The organism is Planotetraspora sp. GP83 (assembly GCF_041262585.1).
Lineage (GTDB): Bacteria > Actinomycetota > Actinomycetes > Streptosporangiales > Streptosporangiaceae > JAOEGB01.
Genome location: NZ_JBGCBZ010000006.1, coordinates 202,847 through 223,134 on the forward strand (window position 1 = coordinate 202,847; position 20,288 = coordinate 223,134).

Annotated in this window: 19 protein-coding genes and 1 tRNA gene; 4 read left to right on the forward strand and 16 right to left on the reverse strand. The window is 68.0% G+C overall.

The genetic code is table 11. The annotated features are described in order from the left end of the window. Nucleotides 1-11: 11 nt before the first annotated feature. The 11 genes from rpoB to ABH927_RS11265 all read right to left on the reverse strand — a co-directional run bounded on the left by rpoB (nucleotide 12) and on the right by ABH927_RS11265 (nucleotide 10,181). Nucleotides 12-3,476 carry a DNA-directed RNA polymerase subunit beta gene (gene rpoB, locus ABH927_RS11215; protein WP_370020540.1) on the reverse strand — a complete coding sequence of 1,155 codons (3,465 nt, stop codon included), beginning with the start codon at nucleotides 3,474-3,476 and terminating at the stop codon, nucleotides 12-14. Between the two features lie 424 nt (nucleotides 3,477-3,900). Continuing rightward, complete coding sequence (locus tag ABH927_RS11220; RefSeq protein WP_370020541.1) at nucleotides 3,901-4,407, reverse strand: hypothetical protein; 507 nt, start codon at nucleotides 4,405-4,407, stop codon at nucleotides 3,901-3,903. Beyond that, nucleotides 4,404-4,892 carry a hypothetical protein gene (locus tag ABH927_RS11225; RefSeq protein WP_370020543.1) on the reverse strand — a complete coding sequence of 163 codons (489 nt, stop codon included), beginning with the start codon at nucleotides 4,890-4,892 and terminating at the stop codon, nucleotides 4,404-4,406. Before ABH927_RS11225 ends, ABH927_RS11220 begins: the two co-directional genes overlap by 4 nt. A gap of 223 nt (nucleotides 4,893-5,115) precedes the next feature. Then, nucleotides 5,116-5,505, reverse strand: coding sequence for a 50S ribosomal protein L7/L12 (gene rplL / locus ABH927_RS11230; RefSeq protein WP_261588069.1), 390 nt, complete (start codon nucleotides 5,503-5,505; stop codon nucleotides 5,116-5,118). Between the two features lie 80 nt (nucleotides 5,506-5,585). Continuing rightward, nucleotides 5,586-6,110: a 50S ribosomal protein L10 gene (gene rplJ, locus ABH927_RS11235; RefSeq protein WP_370020545.1), complete on the reverse strand. Its 525-nt coding sequence runs from the start codon at nucleotides 6,108-6,110 to the stop codon at nucleotides 5,586-5,588. A 233-nt stretch (nucleotides 6,111-6,343) separates the two neighbouring features. After that, on the reverse strand, nucleotides 6,344-7,174 hold the full coding sequence (locus ABH927_RS11240) for an LppX_LprAFG lipoprotein (protein ID WP_370020547.1): 831 nt from the start codon (nucleotides 7,172-7,174) through the stop codon (nucleotides 6,344-6,346). Between the two features lie 297 nt (nucleotides 7,175-7,471). Beyond that, entirely contained in the window at nucleotides 7,472-8,185 is a 714-nt protein-coding gene (gene rplA / locus ABH927_RS11245; protein ID WP_370020549.1) for a 50S ribosomal protein L1, read from the reverse strand. A 214-nt stretch (nucleotides 8,186-8,399) separates the two neighbouring features. Next, nucleotides 8,400-8,831: a 50S ribosomal protein L11 gene (gene rplK, locus ABH927_RS11250; protein ID WP_370020551.1), complete on the reverse strand. Its 432-nt coding sequence runs from the start codon at nucleotides 8,829-8,831 to the stop codon at nucleotides 8,400-8,402. Nucleotides 8,832-8,943: 112 nt separating this feature from the next. Continuing rightward, on the reverse strand, nucleotides 8,944-9,720 hold the full coding sequence (nusG, locus tag ABH927_RS11255) for a transcription termination/antitermination protein NusG (protein ID WP_370020553.1): 777 nt from the start codon (nucleotides 9,718-9,720) through the stop codon (nucleotides 8,944-8,946). A gap of 55 nt (nucleotides 9,721-9,775) precedes the next feature. Next, the gene (gene secE / locus ABH927_RS11260) at nucleotides 9,776-10,033 is read right to left on the reverse strand and encodes a preprotein translocase subunit SecE (protein WP_261588075.1); all 258 of its coding nucleotides are present in this window, start codon (nucleotides 10,031-10,033) and stop codon (nucleotides 9,776-9,778) included. A 75-nt stretch (nucleotides 10,034-10,108) separates the two neighbouring features. Continuing rightward, nucleotides 10,109-10,181, reverse strand: a tRNA-Trp gene (locus tag ABH927_RS11265). Nucleotides 10,182-10,382: 201 nt separating this feature from the next. Between ABH927_RS11265 and ABH927_RS11270 the strand changes: the two genes are divergently transcribed. Continuing rightward, nucleotides 10,383-11,588, forward strand: coding sequence for a pyridoxal phosphate-dependent aminotransferase (locus ABH927_RS11270; protein ID WP_370020555.1), 1,206 nt, complete (start codon nucleotides 10,383-10,385; stop codon nucleotides 11,586-11,588). Nucleotides 11,589-11,658: 70 nt separating this feature from the next. On the opposite strand, the gene ABH927_RS11275 is transcribed toward ABH927_RS11270, so the two are convergent. From ABH927_RS11275 to ABH927_RS11285, 3 genes are all read right to left on the reverse strand, one after another. Continuing rightward, nucleotides 11,659-12,900 (reverse strand): ATP-binding protein, encoded by a 1,242-nt coding sequence (locus ABH927_RS11275; RefSeq protein WP_370020557.1) that lies wholly within the window; start codon nucleotides 12,898-12,900, stop codon nucleotides 11,659-11,661. A gap of 378 nt (nucleotides 12,901-13,278) precedes the next feature. Then, nucleotides 13,279-14,256 (reverse strand): PASTA domain-containing protein, encoded by a 978-nt coding sequence (locus ABH927_RS11280; RefSeq protein WP_370020559.1) that lies wholly within the window; start codon nucleotides 14,254-14,256, stop codon nucleotides 13,279-13,281. Beyond that, nucleotides 14,253-14,753, reverse strand: coding sequence for a SigE family RNA polymerase sigma factor (locus ABH927_RS11285; protein WP_261588082.1), 501 nt, complete (start codon nucleotides 14,751-14,753; stop codon nucleotides 14,253-14,255). The genes ABH927_RS11280 and ABH927_RS11285 overlap by 4 nt, the downstream gene beginning before the upstream one ends. Nucleotides 14,754-14,821: 68 nt before the next feature. Between ABH927_RS11285 and ABH927_RS11290 the strand changes: the two genes are divergently transcribed. After that, nucleotides 14,822-15,856, forward strand: a complete 1,035-nt coding sequence (locus ABH927_RS11290; RefSeq protein WP_370020561.1) for an adenosine deaminase — start codon at nucleotides 14,822-14,824, stop codon at nucleotides 15,854-15,856. 47 nt (nucleotides 15,857-15,903) lie between these two features. Here ABH927_RS11290 and ABH927_RS11295 read toward each other — a convergent pair whose 3' ends face one another. Both ABH927_RS11295 and ABH927_RS11300 read right to left on the reverse strand, forming a co-directional pair. Beyond that, nucleotides 15,904-16,812, reverse strand: coding sequence for a hypothetical protein (locus tag ABH927_RS11295; protein ID WP_370020563.1), 909 nt, complete (start codon nucleotides 16,810-16,812; stop codon nucleotides 15,904-15,906). After that, entirely contained in the window at nucleotides 16,796-17,338 is a 543-nt protein-coding gene (locus tag ABH927_RS11300; protein ID WP_370020565.1) for an RNA polymerase sigma factor, read from the reverse strand. Before ABH927_RS11300 ends, ABH927_RS11295 begins: the two co-directional genes overlap by 17 nt. Nucleotides 17,339-17,494: 156 nt before the next feature. On the opposite strand from ABH927_RS11300, the gene ABH927_RS11305 reads away from it, so the two are divergent. Both ABH927_RS11305 and ABH927_RS11310 read left to right on the forward strand, forming a co-directional pair. Next, entirely contained in the window at nucleotides 17,495-18,226 is a 732-nt protein-coding gene (locus tag ABH927_RS11305; RefSeq protein WP_370020567.1) for a class I SAM-dependent methyltransferase, read from the forward strand. Nucleotides 18,227-18,335: 109 nt separating this feature from the next. Beyond that, nucleotides 18,336-20,210 carry an acyl-CoA dehydrogenase family protein gene (locus tag ABH927_RS11310; protein WP_370020569.1) on the forward strand — a complete coding sequence of 625 codons (1,875 nt, stop codon included), beginning with the start codon at nucleotides 18,336-18,338 and terminating at the stop codon, nucleotides 20,208-20,210. Nucleotides 20,211-20,288: the final 78 nt, after the last annotated feature.

Consider the following 20,288-nt stretch of genomic DNA (forward strand, 5'->3'; position numbering starts at 1 on the left):
CAGCTTCTAGATCAGACCTCTTCGACACTGCTCGGCTCGCGCCGGGACAGGTCGATGCCGAGCTCCTCCGCCGCGCGGAAGACGTCCTCGTCCGTGTCTCGCATCTCGATGGACATGCCGTCGCTGGAGAGCACCTCGACGTTGAGGCAGAGCGACTGCATTTCCTTGATGAGGACCTTGAAGGACTCGGGGATGCCCGGCTCGGGGATGTTCTCGCCCTTGACGATGGCCTCGTAGACCTTCACGCGGCCCAGCACGTCGTCGGACTTGATCGTCAGCAGCTCCTGCAGGGCGTAGGCGGCGCCGTACGCCTCCAGGGCCCACACCTCCATCTCACCGAAGCGCTGGCCGCCGAACTGCGCCTTACCGCCGAGCGGCTGCTGGGTGATCATGGAGTACGGGCCGGTCGACCGGGCGTGGATCTTGTCGTCGACCAGGTGGAGCAGCTTGAGGATGTAGATGTAGCCGACCGAGATCGGGTGCGGGAACGGCTCGCCGGAGCGGCCGTCGAACAGCCGAGCCTTGCCGTTCTCGCCGACCATGCGGGAGCCGTCCCTGTTCTCCAGGGTGTTGCTCAGCAGGCCGACGATCTCCTCCTCATGGGCGCCGTCGAAGACCGGGGTCGCGACCTTGGTGCGCGGCTCGACGTTGGTCAGGCCCTTGTCGCGCAGGCGCTCCGCCCAGGCCTCCTCGACGCCGCTCACATCCCATCCTCGGGCGGCGATCCAGCCGAGGTGAGTCTCCAGCACCTGACCGACGTTCATTCGCCCGGGCACACCCAGCGGGTTCAGGACGATGTCGACCGGCGTACCGTCCTCCAGGAACGGCATGTCCTCCACGGGGAGGATCTTGGAGATGACGCCCTTGTTGCCGTGACGCCCGGCGAGCTTGTCACCGTCGGTGATCTTACGCTTCTGCGCCACGTAGACGCGGACCAGCTCGTTCACACCGGGCGGAAGCTCGTCGCCCTCCTCACGGGAGAACACCCGGACGCCGATGACCTTGCCCGACTCGCCGTGCGGCACCTTCAGCGAGGTGTCACGCACCTCACGCGCCTTCTCACCGAAGATCGCGCGCAGCAGCCGCTCCTCGGGCGTCAGCTCGGTCTCACCCTTCGGGGTGACCTTGCCGACGAGAATGTCACCGGTCGTGACCTCGGCGCCGATGCGGATGATGCCACGCTCGTCGAGGTCGGCCAGGACCTCCTCGGAGACGTTCGGGATGTCCCGGGTGATCTCCTCAGGGCCCAGCTTGGTGTCACGGGCGTCGACCTCGTGCTCCTCGATGTGGATCGAGGACAGCACGTCGTCCTGCACCAGACGCTGGGACAAGATGATCGCGTCCTCGTAGTTGTGGCCCTCCCACGGCATGAACGCCACCAGCAGGTTCTTACCGAGCGCCATCTCACCGGTGTCGGTGCAGGGACCGTCGGCGATCACCTGATTGACCTCCACCCGGTCACCCTCGGCCACGATCGGCTTCTGGTTGAAGCAGGTGCCCTGGTTGGACCGCTTGAACTTCGCGACCCGGTAGGTGGTCCGCGTGCCGTCGTCGTTCATGACCGTGACGTAGTCGGCGGAGACCTCCTCCACCACACCCGCCTTCTCGGCGTTGATGACGTCACCGGCGTCGGTCGCGGCGCGGTACTCCATGCCGGTGCCGACCAGCGGCGCCTCACTCTTCAGCAACGGCACCGACTGACGCTGCATGTTGGAGCCCATGAGCGCGCGGTTGGCGTCATCGTGCTCGAGGAACGGGATCATCGCGGTGGCCACCGACACCATCTGGCGCGGCGACACGTCCATGTAGTCCACGTCGGACGGGTGGACGGCCTCGAACTCGCCGCCCTTGCGCCGGGCGAGCACGCGGGACTCGGCGAAGCTGCCGTCGGGGTTCAGGACCGTGTTGGCCTGGGCGACGACGTGCCTGTCCTCCTCGTCCGCGGTCAGGTAGTCGATCTGCTCGGAGACCCGCCCGTCGACGACCCGGCGGTACGGCGTCTCGACGAAGCCGAACGAGTTGACCCGGCCGAAGGACGACAGCGAGCCGATGAGGCCGATGTTCGGGCCTTCCGGGGTCTCGATCGGGCACATCCGGCCGTAGTGGGACGGGTGCACGTCGCGGACCTCGAAGCCGGCGCGCTCACGCGACAGACCACCGGGGCCGAGGGCCGACAGACGCCGCTTGTGCGTCAAGCCCGCGAGCGGGTTGGTCTGGTCCATGAACTGCGACAGCTGGGAGGTGCCGAAGAACTCCTTGATCGACGCCACCACCGGGCGGATGTTGATCAGGGTCTGCGGCGTGATCGCCTCGACGTCCTGGGTCGTCATGCGCTCGCGGACGACACGCTCCATGCGGGCCAGGCCCAGGCGGACCTGGTTCTGGATCAGCTCGCCCACCGTGCGGAGACGCCGGTTGCCGAAGTGGTCGATGTCGTCGGTCTCGACGATCACCGAGCCGTCTGGGCCCATCGAGTCCTCGCCGGCGTGCAGCCGGACGATGTACTCGATCGTGGCCACGATGTCCTCGTCGGTCAGCGTGCCCTGGGTGATGTCGGAGTCGACGCCCAGCTTCTTGTTGATCTTGTAGCGGCCGACCTTGGCCAGGTCGTAGCGCTTCGGGTTGAAGTACAGGTTCTCCAGCAGCGTCTGGGCGGACTCCCGGGTCGGGGGCTCGCCGGGACGCAGCTTGCGGTAGATGTCGAGCAGGGCGTCGTCCTGGCCGGAGGTGTGGTCCTTCTCCAGGGTGGCCCGCATCGACTCGTACTGGCCGAAGCGCTCCAGGATCTGGTCGGTCGTCCAGCCGAGCGCCTTGAGCAGCACCGTGACGGGCTGCTTGCGCTTGCGGTCGATACGCACGCCGACGCTGTCACGCTTGTCGATCTCGAACTCGAGCCAGGCGCCGCGAGACGGGATCACCTTGCAGCCGAACAGGTCCTTGTCGGAGGTCTTGTCGACCGAACGGTCGAAGTAGACACCTGGGGACCGCACCAGCTGGGAGACCACGACACGCTCGGTGCCGTTGATGATGAACGTGCCCTTCGACGTCATGAGCGGGAAGTCGCCCATGAACACCGTCTGGCTCTTGATCTCACCGGTGGTGTTATTGATGAACTCCGCCGTCACGAACATCGGGGCGGAGTAGGTCATGTCCTTGTCTTTGCACTCATCTACGGAGTACTTGGGCGGCTCGAACCTGTGATCCCGGAACGACAGGGACATGGTTCCGGAGAAGTCCTCGATGGGACTGATCTCCTCGAAGATCTCTTCGAGACCGGATTGGGCCGGAACGTCCTTGCGCCCGGCCTGGCGAGCCGCCTCGACCCGGCCCTTCCATTTCTCGTTGCCGAGCAGCCAGTCGAAGGACTCGGTCTGCAGGGCGAGAAGGTCGGGAACTTCGAGCGGCTCCTCGATACGTGCGAATGACACGGTACGGGGACCGGCGGGTACGGCGGAGGCGTTGCGCGAGGCTGCCAACAGATGTCCTTCCGAGGGCTCGCGGACTGACTACACGCACGCCAGACGACCAGGACCAAAGCATTACTTAGAGAAGCGGTCGTCAAAGGGCAGCGCAAAGGGGCAGTGTAGCCGATCGGCATACACCTGTCCACTCCGCTCTCGCTCTGCGCTCCACGTTGGTGGCAGCATCACCCGTCCGCGCCGAAACGTCAAGCCCGAGAGCCCACATTTCGCCTAACTGACGGGCACCACGCTGGGTGTTTCCCGTCCGCGTCAGGCATGAACATCACTGGATCCAGTCCCTACCCGGGAGCCGGTCCAGGTAACGCTCTGTCACGCGGACGGCCCAACGCTGACCGTCGGTCGACGCTGCCGTGCCATGGATATGCCACCCACCAAAGATTCCTAAACCCACTCTTTACTAACAATTGGGTAACGCGGCTCACCGGGCGGGCGTGTCCCCGAGGAGGGTGGACAGGCCGGAGACCTTCCAGCCGTCGCCGTCCGTGACCATGACGAGCCGCGCCCTGCCCCGGCTGACCTGCTGTTCCGGAGATCCTTGACCCGTCGCCGCCCTGCTCGTGACCATGTTGACGAAGACCAGCACCCTGACCTCGTCAGGTGTCGCCGACTCCACCCCGGCAGCCGCCACGACCGCCTGCTGGACCGTCTGCCGGCTCCGCGCCTCGGGTGCGAGCGTGGCGGCCAGCCGGCGGTAGTGCCCCGACAACGCCCCCGTGGCGTGGCTCTCCGCCCGCGCCAGATCCTGGTCGATCGTACGGTAGTCGTACGACAGCATGTCGGCGGCGAAGGAGCGGGCGGCGGCGAGGGCGCCCGAGGCGGCCTCCTGACCGCTCTGGAGGCGGCGGAGGTCCGCATAGGCCGAATAGACCATGACGGCCAGCACGACGGCTGAGAGCGCCAGCAGGGCGACGAGGACCCGCCTCACGGCACGGCCTCCGACTGCGACACGAGCCAGAGACCGCCGGCCTTGCTGACCTTCATGCGCCAGCGGTAGAAGCGCTCCTCGGGGGCGGCGTTCTTGCCGTCCTCCCAATGGATCACCGCATCGGCCACGATCAGCACCTCGGCGCTCTGCCGGTCAGCGCCCATTGAGGCCAGCCCGGTCGCCCGGAGAACGCCGGTCTGCACCACCTTGTTCTTGAGGGTGGCCTCCTTCAGGGCCGCCCGGTTCGCGGTATATCGCTCGCGTTCCGGCCCGGTCGAGGTGGCGATGACCCGGTTCATGTCCTCGTCGACGGTCCGGTGGTTCAGCGACAGCATGTCGACCGCATGCGCCGCCGCCGCGCGCACGGCCGCCTGGCGGTCGTCCTCCGCCGCCCGCGCCGCGTCACGGCTCTTTCCCACCAGGACCAGCGCCCCGGCCAGAGCGGCCACCAGGACAGCGAGACCGATGATCAGCGCGCGCCGCACGGTGGCCACCCCCGATCATGTCGCCGGACGCCGGATCCTATCCCGGACCATAGATCACCAGACCTGCTCTGCCCATAGGGTCTCGATCCCGTACGGCTCTCGCGTGCCGTACGGCTCCAGGCGGGCCTGTACGGCTCCCGCGTTTCCGGGGCATGCGAAAGGGGCGGGCACACCCGGCACCTGGGTGGACCCGCCCCTTCGATGAAGCGTTCGCCTGCGCGCGTTACTTGACGGTGACGCTGGCGCCGGCGCCCTCGAGGGCGGCCTTGGCCTTCTCGGCCTGCTCCTTGTTGACCTTGCCGTCGAAGACGGACTTGGGAGCGCCGTCCACGAGGTCCTTGGCCTCCTTGAGGCCCAGGCTCGTCAGAGCGCGGATCTCCTTGATGACCTGGATCTTCTTGTCGCCGGCGGCCTCGAGGATGACCTCGAACTCGTCCTGCTCCTCGGCCTCCTCAGCGGGGGCGGCAGGGCCACCCGGAGCGGCGGCGACCGCGACCGGAGCGGCGGCCTTGACGTCGAAGGTCTCCTCGAAGAGCTTCACGAAGTCGGACAGCTCAAGGAGGGTCATCTCCTTGAAGGTCTCGAGCAGCTCGTCGGTGCTGAGCTTCGCCATGATGGTGTTCCTCCAGTGGATCTAGCAAAACGTGAAAAGGGACCGCGGTGCGCGCTTTCCCCCGCCCGCTTGCGCGGGACCTACTCGCCGGCCTCTTCGCGCTTGACGCGCAGAGCCTCGGCCAGTCGAGCCATGGTGGTGGGCAGCGCGGCGAAGGTGGCGGCAGCCTGGGACTGCTTGGCCTTCAGCGCACCGGCCAGCTTCGCGAGGAGCACCTCACGGGACTCAAGGTCGGCAAGCTGGGTGATCTCGGCGGGGGTCATCGACTTGCCGTCGACGACACCACCCTTGATCACCAGGAGGGGGTTGGCCTTGGCGAAGTCACGCAGACCCTTCGCCGCCTCGACGACGTCACCCTTGACGAACGCGATGGCGGTCGGGCCCTGGAACAGGTCGTCCAGGACGGTGATCCCGGCGCTGTTGGCCGCGATCTTGGTCAGCGTGTTCTTCGCCACGGCGAACTTCGCATTCCCACCGAGAGAAACGCGCAGCTGCTTGAGCTGAGCGACGGTGAGACCGCGGTATTCGGTCAGAACGGCGGCGCTGGAGCCTTCGAACTCACTCTTGAGCTCGGCTACCGCACCGCTCTTCTCCGCCTTCGCCATGGGCCTCCTTCCAGATGTGCCACCGGCGAAGGCCCAGAAAAACGGACAAGCCCCGGCGCAGGCGCACGGGGCTTGGAAGGACGCGAACGTCCCAAGCTCTCTTCACACCTACGCGGGCCGTCCACTCACGTGGATCCTTCGGTCACCCGGCTACAAACAGCCCGGCAACGACCGGCGGTCTTTGGCAGAAGACAGAATACGTGTCAATTCCTAGGACGCCAAATCAGGCGGCGTCAGCCTCCCAGGCTGATGTTCTTGGGGATCTCCCCGACCTGGTCGGCCGGAGGCGTCTGGATCGTGACGGGCTCGTTGAACGCCTTGAACAGCGCGGTCGCCTTGAACGTGCCCTCCTCCGCCTTGCCGCCGTTCAGCTCGACCTTGCGGGGCAGCCCCTGCGCGTCGATCCACGCGTCGAACTTGACGTCCTTCACGCCCGACAGGCCGCCCTGGAGCCGCGTCTGGGCCTCGGGGGCCAGCAGCTTGACCGCCTGCTCGGTGTCGAACGTGCCCGTGTAGTGCGTGGTGTCCACGCCGCCGACCTTCTCGGTGCCGACGGCCTTGGCGTCCTTGGACGCGGTCAGCAGAGCGGCGCTCGTCTTCAGGTCGATCTGCTGCGCCTGGCCGAGGAGCTGGTCGACGTTGACGCCCGACGAGGAGCCGAGCTGCTTGAGGTCCAGCTTGATCCACGGCTTGGTGGCGCCGACGAGGGTCTTGAGCACGTCGAGCTTCACGTAGGCCACATCGCCCTGCAGGACGACCCGGACGCCCCCAGGCAGGTTCTGGCCGCCGAACGTGACCTGGTTGAGGGTGATGTCGGAGGCGAGCTGCGGGGTCTTCTGGTACAGCATGGTGCCCTGAACGTTGCCCGCTCCCCCCTTCGGGCTGGAGAAGTCCACGACGAGGTCGGCCGAGTACGTGTTGACGTCGTCGGCCTTCTGCGCGGTCTGCTGCAGGACCTCGGCCGCCGAAAGCTTCGCGTTGCCGAGAGACGGAGCAGCGGTCGTGCCGCATCCCGCCACCGTTATCGCGGCCACCGCCCCGGCGGCCACCAGAAGTCGGCGCATGTTTTCCATCCCTTCGTGTCCCCGAACAAGTGCCCTCGACACTATGCGGCTAACACCCGTGCCGCGCCGATCCTGGGAAAACCCACATCAGGTATGCACAAGCCGTACACATCCGCGTGGCGGGAGCCGTACATGTGAATAGGGGAAAGTCGTGCGCGGGTAAGCGGCGCGCGGCATGGGCGGAAACCGAAAAACCCCCGCCCAGACGGGGCAGGGGTTCTTCATGGACCTAAATGGCCGTAATAGCCAGATTGGCGGTATTGGCCGTACTGACCGGATTGGCCGTATTTCCGCTGATCAGGCGTCGATCTCGGCGGTCATCGCACGCGTCACGTTCGGGTCGACCGGGATGCCGGGGCCCATGGACGTGGTGAACGTGACCTTCTTGACGTAACGGCCCTTGGCCGCCGACGGCTTGAGACGCAGCACCTCGTCGAGAGCGGCGGCGTAGTTCTCCACGAGCTGACGCTCGTCGAAGGACGACTTGCCGATGATGAAGTGCAGGTTCGCGTGCCGGTCGACGCGGAACTCGATCTTGCCGCCCTTAATTTCGGTGACGGCCTTGGCGACGTCCGGCGTGACGGTGCCGGTCTTCGGGTTCGGCATGAGGCCACGCGGACCGAGCACGCGGCCCAGGCGGCCGACCTTGCCCATCAGGTCCGGCGTCGCGACGACCGCGTCGAAGTCGAGACGGCCCTTGGCCACCTCGTCGATCAGCTCGTCGGAGCCCACGATGTCGGCGCCCGCGGCGCGGGCCTCCTCGGCACGGTCACCGGTCGCGAAGACCAGGACCCGGGCGGTCTTACCGGTGCCGTGCGGGAGGTTGACGGTGCCACGGACCATCTGGTCCGCCTTGCGCGGGTCGACGCCCAGACGCAAGGCGACCTCGACGGTGGCGTCGAACTTGGTGGTCGCGGTGTTCTTGGCCAGCCGGACACCGTCCAGCGGGCTGTACAGGTTGTCGCGGTCGACCTGCGCGGCCGCGTTCTTCCAGCTCTTGCTGCGCTTCACTTTCGGCTCCTCATGGAGTTCGTGGTCCGGGCCGGCGCATTGGCCCTGCCACTGTGTCTAATTGCCTAGCCTTCGGCGAGGCTGGCTCGGGGCGCCCTTCAGGCCGCGTCTTCCCTCGTCGCGCTTGGTCGCGTCGCTCCCGCGCGCTCCTCAGTCCAGACACGGCCGCGCCCCGCGCGGGGTTGATCAACCTTGCCGTGGTGCGGTTATGTACCTAGTCGGCGATGGTGATGCCCATGGAACGGGCGGTGCCGGCGATGATCTTCTCCGCGGCCTCGATGTCGTTGGCGTTGAGGTCCTGCATCTTGGTCTCGGCGATCTGCCGCAGCTGGTCCTTGGTGAGCTTGCCCACCTTGTCCTTGTGCGGGGTCGCGCTGCCCTTCTGCAGACCGGCGGCCTTCTTGATCAGCTCGGGCGCCGGAGGCGTCTTCGTGACGAAGGTGAAGCTGCGGTCTTCGAAGATGGTGATCTCGACGGGGATGATGTTGCCCCGCTGGGCCTCCGTCGCAGCGTTGTACTGCTTGACGAATTCCATGATGTTGACACCGTGCGGACCGAGGGCGGTACCGACCGGCGGCGCGGGCGTGGCCTGTCCAGCGGGAAGCTGGACCTTCACCAGCGCCGCGACTTTCTTCTTAGGAGGCATCTGTCCTTCTCCGGGTCTTTTGTCCTACAAAACCCTCACAGGCGGGAAAGCCGGCGCCTGGACCGGCTTCCCTGATGCGTGTGAGGACGACTAACGAGTCTATGCGAGCTGCTCAGATCTTCGAGACCTGGTTGAACGACAGCTCCACAGGGGTCTCGCGGCCGAAGATCGAAACGAGCACCTTCAGCTTCTGCGACTCGGCGCTGATCTCGCTCACCGTCGCCGGAAGCGTGGCGAACGGACCATCCATGACTGTGACGGACTCGCCGACCTCGAAGTCGACGGTCGCGGCCGCGGCCTTGGACGTCGCCTTCTTGACTTCCTCGGACGGCTCGGGCGCGAGCAGCTTGGCGACCTCGTCGAGGTTCAGCGGGCTCGGCTTGTTCGACAGGCCCACGAACCCGGTCACGCCCGGCGTGTTGCGGACCGCGGCCCACGACTCGTCGGTCAGGTCCATGCGGACCAGCACGTAGCCGGGCAGCACGCGCTCCTTGATCGGAGTCTTCTTGCCACCCTTGAACTCCGTGATCGTGTGGGTCGGCACCTCGACCTGGAAGATGTAGTCCTCCATGTTGAGGGACCCGGTGCGGCTCTCGATGTTCTGCTTCACGCGGTTCTCATAGCCGGCGTAGGAGTGGATGACATACCACTCGCCGTACTGGCCGCGGAGCTGACGCTTGAACTCCTCGATCGGGTCGACGTCCGGGAGGACATCGCCGTCCTCGTCGACGGCTGCCTCTTCCCCCGCGTCTTCCTCGGTCGAGTCGACGTCACCGTCAACACCGTCCGAGTCGACGGCGGCGGTGTCGTCAACCTCTTCTACGGCCTCGTCCGGCTCGGTCTCCCACTCATCACGGGAGCCATCGACCGGCAGCGGGGACTCGGACACGGGACTCTTCCTCTTTCGATCGGTGACATGACGTGCTGAGACGCCTCGGGCTGGATCAGGATCCGCCGAAGACCGCCAGCACACCCTTCGTCAGCAGGAAGTCTAGTCCGGACACGATCCCGACCATGATTACAACGAAGACGAGGACCACCGTGGTGTAAGTGATCAGATCGTTCCGCCGCGGCCAGATGACCTTGCGCAGCTCGGCGACGACCTGCCGGTAGAAAAGTGCGGGAGAGGTGCGCTTGGCCTTCTTCTCACCGCTTGGCTTGCCTGGCTTTCCAGCGGTCTCGCCGCGGGTGTCGATCGCCACAGTCCTCACCTGATCCGTCGTGTCCATCGCAACTTGCGGCGCGCTTGACGCCATTGGTGCGCGGACCGCACTCCGCAGGGCACGAGGGACTCGAACCCCCAACCGCCGGTTTTGGAGACCGGTGCGCTACCAATTGCGCTAGTGCCCTAAGCCGTGCACCACAATACCCGAGAAACGCGTGGGCTAAGCCGTACGTTCCCCGTCGTGGTCCACTAGTCGGTGAAGTGTACGTGGGAAAGACCGCTTCGTCGAACCGTGCTTTCCGCGCTGGTCAAAGGTACCGCGTGGGACTGTCCGAATCATGGATACCGAGAGGAAACCGTCCGGCGGGTCTGGAACGATGGGGGGCATGACCCGACCTCGCATCTCCGCGCGTATCTCCGCGATCTCCGAGTCCGCGACGCTGGCCGTTGACGCCAAGGCCAAGGCGATGAAGGCCGCCGGTCGCCCGGTCATCGGATTCGGCGCCGGCGAGCCCGACTTCCCGACACCCGATTACATCGTCGAGGCGGCCGTCGAGGCGTGCCGGAATCCCCGGTTCCACAAGTACACGCCGGCCGGGGGCCTGCCCGAGCTCAAGCAGGCGATCGCCGACAAGACGCTGCGCGACAGCGGGTTCCAGGTCGACGCGTCCCAGGTGCTGGTGACGAACGGCGGCAAGCAGGCCGTCTACGAGGCGTTCGCCACGCTGCTGGACCCGGGTGACGAGGTCCTGGTCATCGCTCCCTACTGGACGACCTACCCCGAGGCGATCAAGCTGGCGGGCGGCGTCCAGGTCGACGTCGTGACCGACGAGACCACCGGCTACCTCGCCTCCGTCGAGCAGCTCGAAGAGAAGCTGACCGACCGCACCAAGGTCCTGCTGTTCGTCTCGCCCTCCAACCCGACCGGCGCGGTCTACACCCCCGCGCAGGTGGAGGAGATCGGCCGCTGGGCGCTGGACAAGGGCCTCTGGGTCGTCACCGACGAGATCTACGAGCACCTCGTGTACGGCGACGCCACCTTCTCCAGCGTCGCGACAGCCGTACCGGAGTTGCGGGAGCGCGTCGTCGTGCTGAACGGCGTGGCGAAGACCTACGCCATGACCGGCTGGCGGGTGGGCTGGCTCATCGGCCCGTCCGACGTCGTGAAGGCCGCGACCAACCTGCAGTCGCACGCCACGTCGAACGTGGCGAACGTGTCCCAGGCCGCCGCGCTCGCGGCCGTCTCCGGCGACCTGTCGGCCGTCGCCGAGATGCGGGCCGCCTTCGACCGCCGCCGGCAGACGATGGTGCGGATGCTCAACGACATCCCCGGCGTCCTGTGCCCGGAGCCGCTGGGCGCGTTCTACGCGTACCCGTCGATCAAGGCGCTGCTCGGCAAGGAGATCCGCGGCAGGCGTCCGCAGTCGTCCGCCGAGTTGGCCGAGCTCATCCTGGAGGAGGCCGAGGTCGCCCTCGTCCCGGGCGAGGCGTTCGGCACTCCCGGATACTTCCGCCTCTCCTACGCCTTGGGCGACGACGACCTGGCCGAGGGCGTCAGCCGCCTGGCCAAGCTCCTCGCCGAAGCCCACTGATCGCGTCCGAAGGCCCGGGCCGCCGCAGGCCCGGGCCTTCGCGTGTCCGTACGGCTCCGGGCCCGCCGCGTCAGCCCCAGATCACGCAGATCGGCGCGGCGATGATCCTCTCTCCGAGCTCGTAGAGCCGCGAGCCGGTGTGGAGGACCACTCCGGCCACGAACCGATCGCCCAGCTCGTCCCGCAGCCAAGCCAGGTGCTTGGCGGCATCCGTCCGAGGAGCGGCGCCCGCTTTGACCTCGATCGCGATGACCCGCCCCATGCCGAGCTCGAGAACGATGTCGACCTCGTGCCGCCCCTGGTCCTGCCGTAGGTGGTAGATCCGCGGCTTGCTACGACATATCGGCACTTCGGCACGGAGCTGCTGGGCCACGAAAGTGTCGATCACGCGGCCGAGCAGATCACTGTCACGCAGGACGGCCTCGGGATCGGCTCTAAGTAGCGCGGCCACCAGCGCGGGGTCCACGACGTACCGCTTCGGCGACCGGACAAGGCGCTTCAGGCGATTACTGAACCAGGCTGGGATCTTGTCCACGAGCAGCAGGTCCCGGAGAAGCCTCTCGTAGGCCTCTCCCGTCCGCGCGTTGACAGCGGCGGATTCGTAGAGCGTCTTATCGGTCACCACGCCGGCCGTGTTCAGCGCCATCGCCTCGAAATACGCCCTGAGCCGGACGGGGTCACGCCGCCCGTCCAGGCTCTCGATGTCGCGAGTGAGCGTCTGCTCGATATAGCTGGCCAGCCACCGCTCCCGTACGACAGGTTCCATGTGATGCGCCTGCGGAAAGCCGCTCTGGAGGGCCAGATCGAGATAGCCGCCCAGGTCGGGCGGCGCCGGCGGCACCACGAGGTCGGTTATGCGGCCCTCCGCCAGAAGATCCGCGAACGGCGGGCGCGCGGTGTTCCGGTGGATCTCCTTGACCGCCAGGCCGGACATGTCAACGCGGACCACTCGTCCCGTGCCGGGCCACGTCCGGCCGCCGGAATCGGACCATACGGAGCCGGTGAGAATGAACCGCCCCGGGCTGTAGTCAGCGTCCACGGCCCTCTTCACAGCGCCCAGAACTTCGGGGACGACCTGCCACTCGTCGAGAAGCACCGGCTCGCGCAGCCGCCGGAGGGCCGCGTCCGGATCCGCGGCGAAGGCGGCCGTCTCCTGTTCCCGATCGAGCCGCACGACGGTCTCGACGTGCCGAGCGGCCGTCGTGGTCTTCCCCGTGGCGCGCGGCCCCACCAACATGATCGCCGGGAGGGTCGCGAACGTCTCCTCGATCAGCGGATCCACCAGCCGGGGGATGTAGGGATCATGGCCCACGACCAGCACATTACCAAGATGACCCAGGGTCGAGTACAAAGATGACCCAGACCCGCGGTCCGTACGGCTAACCCGGGTGGATGATAGGCGGGGAGTCCTCGCACGGAAGCGGGACGCAGGTCCAAGGCCATGTCCTTCGCCGGCCAGGAGACCTGGCACAGCGTCGTGAGATTCTTCGCCCGGAGCCCATGGACGAACTCCACCCTGACACTTCGGCCGCCTTCCCCCGTCCATACCCGGCTGAGACCGTCGGGGCCCAGTTCTGTCCTTCCCGACGCGTCACGGAGGCCGTCCGGAATGTAGGTCACGCGCATCCCGTCGAACTCCGGGTCCCACGGCACACGCAGGCCCATCGCGACGCGTTCGAGATCCAGTAGGTCACTTGGCGGGAGTGACCCCTTCGGCGATCTTCTTGAGCTCGCGGCCGGCCGCGTCCTTGCCGATCTTCTTGGCGTAGTCGGGGCTGATCGCCACCTCGACCGCCAGGCCTGGGCGCTCGGCCCACACGATCGTCAGCGTGCCGTCCTGGGTGATCTTGTCGGCCGCCTCTCCGAGAGTGACCAGGTAGGCCGTCTTGCCGCCCACCTTGACGGGCTCGGCGCCCTGGCCGCGGTAACCCCTCATCCGGTCGGCGAGCCGGTCCGCGGCGTCACCCTTGTAGACGATCATCTGGACGCTGTACATACCGGGCTCGAGGCCCGGCTCGACCCACGTCGTCGTGTAGCTCGTCTTGCCGAACCCGTCCTTGCCCGACCACTTGCCCCATTCGAGTCCGTCGGGCAGGTAGCCGACGTGGATGCCGCCGAAGTCGCGCCCGTCGCCCAGGTCGCCGAGATCCTGCGGCAGCGGGTCGGCGGAGGGAGTAGCCGACGGGCTCGCCTCAGGATTGTCCGACTCCACGATGGTGACGGTTATGACTGACCCGGCCGGGGCCTCGGTGCCCGCGGCCGGCTCCTGCGCGGTCACGACCCTGAGTCCCTGACCTTCGGTGAGGACCTCCTTGAACTCCACCGTGAACCCGGCGTCCTCCAGGATGGTCCGTACGCTCGTCGCATCGGTCCCGATGACGTCGGGGACCACGACCCCGGAAACGGCGGCGGTGTCGGCCGAGCCGTCCCCGGCTCCCGCTGCCGCTTGCCCGCCCGGTCCCGCCACGCGGCCCGTCGCGGGCGCGTGACTCAGATACACCGGTACGGCTCCCGCCACGGCCACCGTCAGCAGGGCCGCGCCCGCCGTACGAAACCGGACGACGTTGCGGCGGCTCCGCCGCCTCACGGACTGCCCCATCGACGGCGACGCGTAGACGCCGGCGACCTGGGACGCCATCGCGTCCTTCAGCGCCTCTTCGACCTTCATGCGGAGGCCCCTTCCAGATTTCCCATACGTGCGCGGACTCTCGCCAGGCCACGGGCGGCCTGGCTCTTGACGGTTCCGACCGAGCAGCCCAGCAAGGCCGCCGTCTCGGCCTCGGACAGGTCCTCCCAGTAGCGGAGGACGAGGACGGCCCGCATCCGGGCTGGGAGTTTCCTGAGCTCCGCGAGCAGGGCGTCCCTCAGGCCCAGATCGGGCGACTCCACAGGCGTGTCAGGCGGATGGGCGAAGGTGATCTCCTGGATGACCTTCTTCCTCCGGGACCGGCTGATCGCGCCGTTCACGACGACACGGCGGGCGTACGCCTCGGGGTTGTCGTGCCGGATGCGCGGCCAGTGCCGGTAGACCTTCTCCAGGGCGCTCTGCACCATGTCCTCGGCGTCGATCGTGGAGGCTCCGCAGACCAGGATCGCGGTGCGGAGCAGAGCGGTGCTGCGCGCGGCCAGGAACTCATCAAAGGCCGCCTCGTCTTCTTCCGTCATGGGCTCCCCTTTCGCCCGTCCACAACGCGTAAGGCGGGCGCGAGGTTGACAGGCGGATACGGCAGGATATGGAGATGCCGCGCCCACTCGACAAACTCCCCAAGGCACATCTGCATCTGCACTTCACCGGCTCGATGCGGCATTCCACGCTCATCGAGCTCGCGCGGGAGCACGGCGTCCACCTGCCCGACGCTCTGGTGCAGGACTGGCCGCCCCAGCTCCACGCGACCGACGAGCGCGGCTGGTTCCGGTTCCAGCGGCTGTACGACATCGCGAGGTCCGTGCTGAAGCGGCCCGAGGACGTCTACCGGCTGCTGCGGGAGGCCGCCGAGGACGAGGCCCGCGAGGGCTCCCGGTGGTTGGAGATCCAGGTGGACCCGTCGGGGTACGCCCAGCGGTTCGGCGGGCTCACCACAACGTTGGAGCTCGTCCTCGACGCCACGGAGCAGGCGGCCAAAGCCGCGAATATCGGCATAGCGGTGGTCGTGGCCGCCAACCGCACGCGGCACCCTCTCGACGCCCGGACCCTCGCCCGCCTGGCCGCGCAGTACACCGGGAAGGGCGTCGTCGGCTTCGGCCTGTCCAACGACGAACGGCGTGGGCGCGCCCGCGACTTCGACGGCGCCTTCCGGATCGCCAAGCGCACCGGACTGCTCGCCGTACCGCACGGGGGCGAGCTCCTCGGCGCGGCCAGCGTGGCGGAGTGCGTCGACGACCTTGAGGCCGACCGGGTCGGCCACGGCGTCCGCGCCGCCGAGTCGCCCCGCCTCATGGAACGGCTCGCCGACCGGCAGATCGCCTGCGAGGTGTGCCCGCTGTCCAACGTCGGCCTCGGCGTCGCCGAGCGGCCCGAGGACGTGCCGTTGCGGAAGCTGTTCGAGGCGGGCGTCCCGATCGCGCTCGGCGCCGACGACCCGCTGCTGTTCGGGGCGCGGCTGCTGCCGCAGTATGAGCTCGCCAGAGAGGTGTACGGCTTTCGCGACGCGGAGATCGCCGAGCTGGCCCGCCAGTCGATCCGGTCGTCGGCCGCCCCCGATCCCATCAAGAAGGAGCTCCTGGGCGAGATCGACGGCTGGCTCACCGCCCCGGAGCTCACCGGCTGAGGCCCACCCCCGCTCGCCCGATCGGCCAAGGACCCGGCGATGAGGTTTCACTGAGCCGAGGCGGCGATGCGAAGCGCCTGATCCCGGCTGGGGCCTTCGAGGCGCAGCCCCACGGCTCCCCGCTGCCAGATCAGCGTGGGAGCGGCGACCCGCTCCTCGCGAGGCGCGCCACCGCGCCGGGGCACGTAGGACAGGCGGTGGGGCTGCTGGACCCACCAGGCCCGCAGGCGTGGGATCTCCTCCGGCCAGGGCTCCCCGAGATCCTTGCGGAAGACCACGCCGAGCGTCCCGTCGAACTCGTCGAGCCGGACGCCCGGCCAGAACAGGGACACCACACGGCCGCCGTCGGCCACCCGGACGTCGGCGGGATCGCCGAGCGCGGACGGCACCGCGATCGGGAATGCGACCGCGCGCCGTGCCTCGTCGAGCGTGACACGCCGCTCTCCCGGCAGAGGGCGCGGCACCCCGGTCGGCAGAGGCCCCGGAACCCCGACGCCGATCTCGACTCCGGCGAATCTGAGGACCGACACGACCGCGGCCCGTCCCTGCGGGGTGGCTCCGATCAGGACGGCCAGAAAGACCGCCACCACGGCGGCCACCTTCCGCCGCGAGAGCCGTACCCGGCCAGACCGCCCGTCGCGCCCCGGCGAACCGAGCGGCCCGTCCTGCCCTGCCCGCGAACCCGACCCGTCGCGGCCTGGCCGGCCGAACAGCCTTCCGCGGCGCGTCCGATTGCCCGGCCGCGCTGGGCTCTCCGTGTGCGCAGGGCCTTCGAGGCGGGCACGGACAGCGCGGGCGACATCGGACGGAGGTGGCGTGGGGCTGTGCAACGTGTCGCCGAGCGCCCGCAGCTCCGCCTCCAGATCTCCGAACCCGTGACCGGGGCGACCGGCGTCGGGATGGGCGTCGCCGTGAGCCTGGAAGTCGTCGCCGGGGCGGTCATCGGAGGAGCTCACGGCCCACCTCCTCTCGCAGGCGCCTGAGGCCGCGGAACGTCCGCGACTTCACCGTGCCAAGCCGTACCCCGAGGACCTCCGCGGTCTCCGCCTCGGACAACTGCAGGAAATACCGGCAGACCACCGCCTCGCGTTCCCGGTCCGGGAGCCGGCGGACGGCCTCAAGCAGACGGGATCTGCCGTCCGCGGCGACGGCGACACCCTCCGGGTCCTCAGGTTCGTACGGCTCCCGCTCCAGGCCGAGCCGCATCGCCAGGTCGGCCCGCCGGCCGCGTGACCGGCTGAGATTGTGCGTCTCGTTGGCCACGATCCGCAGCAGCCAGGGTTTGAAAGCCGAGTCGCGGCGGAAGCCTCCCAAATGACGGAACGCCTTGACGAAGGCCTCCTGGACCACGTCCTGGGCTTCTTCACCCGCGCCGAGCAGGCCGGCCGTACGATGCGCGACCGCGCTGTAGCGGGTGACCAGCACCTCGTAGGCGTCAAGGTCACCGGCCAGGGATCGCGTTATGGCCTCGTCGTCATCCATCACCTGGGTCCATCACCTGGAGGTGAAGCCTAGGAGTGGACGGGCATGCCGTCCAGAGAACGCCGTCCAGAGAACGCCGTCCAGAGAACGGAGCACCCGCCGACAGGGTGGGCACTAGACTCTCCAAGACCGTCAGCGCGCGTAAACGAGGATCGTATGTCTGGGTATGACCGTGTAGTCCAGCCGGCGGCTGGAGACGAGGCCCTGGAGAACCACCTGGGTGGGGACGAGGCCAAGAACTACCGGCAGTACGAGTTCGACATGGTCGCGCCGCATGTCGGTCGGTCGATGCTGGAGATCGGCTCCGGCCTCGGCCACTTCGCCGAGCAGTTCCTCCCCCGGCTCGACCGGCTCGTGGTGAGCGACTTCGACCCCTACTGCGTCGAGCAGCTCGAGAAGCGGTTCGCCGACCGGGACGACATCTCGGTGCTCCAGTTCGGCCTGCCGACGGAGATTCCGCTGGCCGACCCGGTGGACACCGTCGTGCTCATGAACGTCCTGGAGCACATCGAAGAGGATGTCGAGGCGCTTCGATCCCTGGCCAAGGTCACCGCGCCCGGTGGGCGGATCATTATCTGGGTGCCGGGATACATGCAGCTTTACGGAGACTTCGACCGCAAGGTCGGGCATGTCACCCGATACACCCCCGCGACCTTGCGGAAGACAGTCATCAGCGCCGGGCTCGGCATCCAGGTCCTCAAGCCGATCAACTTCCTTGGCGGCATCGCCTGGTGGGCCGCCGTCCGGCGGGGCGGCGTCGGCTACCCGGACCCGCGGCTCGTCAAGATCTACGACAGGACGGTCGTGCCGACGACCCGGCTCATCGAGCGCTTCATCCGGCCGCCCTTCGGCCAGACCGTCTTCTGCGTCGCCCGCGTCCCCCAGTAGGCCCAGCCCCCAGTAGCCGGGCCACCCGGCTGTCCGGCCGGGGGCAGATTACTCGCGAGTAATAACCCGGCGTAACGTCGAAGTCATCCACCGCCTCAGGGAGGCCGCGATGACCGATTACGCCAAGGCACGGGAAGTCGCCGAGCAGGCCCGCGAGAAGGAGTGGGCCCGCCCCAGCTTCGCGAAGCAGCTCTTCCTCGGAGACTTCAGGCTCGACCTCGTCCACCCCGCACCGCGGTTGAGCGAGGAGGAGACGAAGAAGGGCGAGGACTTCCTCCGCGCGCTGCGGAAGTTCCTGCAGGTCAAGGTCGACCCGGCGGTCATCGAGCGCTCAGCCGTCATCCCCGATGAGGTGATCAGGGGTCTCGCCGCCATCGGCGCGTTCGGCATGACGATCGAGGAGGAGTACGGCGGGCTGTGTCTGAGCCACCTGTACTACTGCCGGGCGCTCCAGCTCACCGCGTCGTACTCCCCCGCCCTGAGCGCGCTCCTGTCGGCTCACCAGTCCATCGGGGTCCCGCAGCCGCTGAGGCTCTTCGGGACGCCCGAGCAGAAGCGGAAGTTCCTTCCCCGATGCGCCCGGGGGGAGATCTCCGCGTTCCTGCTCACCGAGCCCGACGTGGGCTCCGACCCGGCCCGGCTCGCGACGACGGCTGTCCGTGACGGCGACTCCTACGTGCTCGACGGCGTCAAGCTCTGGACCACCAACGGCGTCATCGCCGATCTGCTCGTCGTGATGGCGAGGACGGGTTCGAAGATCTCCGCCTTCGTGGTCGAGGCCGACGCTCCCGGCATCACGGTCGAACACCGCAACGCGTTCATGGGCCTGCGCGGCATCGAGAACGGCGTGACCCGGTTCGACCAGGTCCGCGTGCCGGTGGAGAACCTCATCGGCCGCGAGGGACAGGGCCTGAAGATCGCCCTGACCACCCTGAACACCGGCCGCCTCTCGCTCCCCGCGAGCTGCGCGGGCACGGCCAAGTGGGCGACGAAGATCGCCCGCGAGTGGGGCATGGAGCGCATCCAGTGGGGCCGCCCGGTCGGCGAGCACGAGGCGGTCGCCCGCAAGATCTCCTTCATCACCTGTACGGCTTACGCCCTCGAAGCCGTCGTGGACCTCACCGGACGCCTGGCCGACGACGAGAGTAACGACATCCGCATCGAGGCGGCCCTGGCCAAGCTTTACGGGTCGGAGATGGCCTGGCGGGTCGCGGACGAGCTGGTCCAGGTCAGGGGCGGGCGCGGCTACGAGACCGCCGAGTCGCTGCACGCCCGCGGCGAGCGCGGCGTCCCCGCCGAGCAGATGCTCCGAGACCTCCGGATCAACCGCATCTTCGAAGGCTCCACCGAGATCATGCATCTGCTCATCGCCCGCGAGGCCGTGGACGCACACCTGTCGGTCGCGGGTGACCTCATCAATCCCAAGGCCGACCTCAGGGCCAAGGGAAGGGCGGCCACCCGGGCGGGCGGCTTCTACGCCAAGTGGCTGCCCGGCCTCCTCGCCGGGCCCGGGCAGTTGCCCACGTCGTACGCCGAGTTCGGCGCGCTCGCCCATCACCTGCGCTACGTCGAGCGGACCAGCCGCAAGCTCGCCCGGTCGACGTTCTACGGGATGTCCCGCTGGCAGGGGAAGCTGGAGCACAAGCAGGGCTTCCTCTCCCGGATCGTCGACATCGGGGCCGAACTCTTCGCCATCACCGCCGTCTGCATCCGGGCCCAGGAGGACGCCACCGACCTCGGCTGCAAGCCGTACGAGGTCGCGGACACCTTCTGCAACCAGGCCCGGCTGCGCGCCGACGCGCTGTTCCACCGGCTGTGGGACAACTCCGACTTCCGCGATGTACGGCTGGCCCGGCGCGTGCTGAACGGGCGATACGCGTTCGTGGAGGAGGGCATCCTCGATCCCTCGCTCGACGGCCCCTGGATCGCACCGGCGCGGCCCGGCCCGGCTACGGCCGAGGACGTCCACCGCCACGTCCGCTGAGCTCAGCCAGCCGCAGGCGAGAGCCGTACGAGGCCGGGGTGACACCACGGTGAGAGCGTGTGAGACCGCGTGAGACCG